This window comes from Candidatus Hakubella thermalkaliphila (assembly GCF_013281975.1).
In the GTDB taxonomy this organism is placed as follows: Bacteria; Actinomycetota; Humimicrobiia; order Hakubellales; family Hakubellaceae; genus Hakubella; species Hakubella thermalkaliphila.
In genome coordinates, this window is the sequence record NZ_BLRZ01000469.1 from 1 (window position 1) to 555 (window position 555).

General features: G+C 38.4%; 1 protein-coding gene. It reads left to right on the forward strand.

Annotated elements, in window-relative coordinates:
• Positions 1-229: 229 nt before the first annotated feature.
• Positions 230-499, forward strand: coding sequence for an EamA family transporter (locus HW443_RS14255; protein ID WP_407079799.1), 270 nt, complete (start codon positions 230-232; stop codon positions 497-499).
• Positions 500-555 lie beyond the last annotated feature (56 nt).

Consider the following 555-nt stretch of genomic DNA (forward strand, 5'->3'; position numbering starts at 1 on the left):
TAAGTGAAAATGAAAACTGTGCAGGGTTGAAAGAGTTATGAAGAAAATACTTTCAGGTGGGCACCAGGGTACCAATAAGGAAAGGGTAGTGTAACGGGATCTGGCTAAAGGGTTGAAAACCATACCATTGGGGAACAAAGATAAACAATTGCTGGGTGTGGCGGTATATGTTATTTAACAAGAAAGACATTAGCTCAGTTTGAAATTTTTAGTCACAGTTATTGGAATTGTGGCTGTATCAACCGCTTCAATCATAATCAGGCTTTCAGAAGCTCCTGCTTTAACGCTGGCAACCTACAGGTTAGGTCTAAGCGCTTTAGTTATGCTTCCCTATTTTTTATATGCTGAAGGGTACAAAAAGTGGGATAGACGGGATGTTAAGCTTTTTCTCTTAACTTCTCTTTTTCTGGCTTTTCACTTCATCTTCTGGATATCTTCTCTCCGCTACACATCTATATTGAATTCCACCATTTTGGTTACCCTGAACCCATCTTTGTAACCTTCTTTTCTTTTATACTCTTTAAAAAAATACCTGGTAGGGGAATTATATTCGGA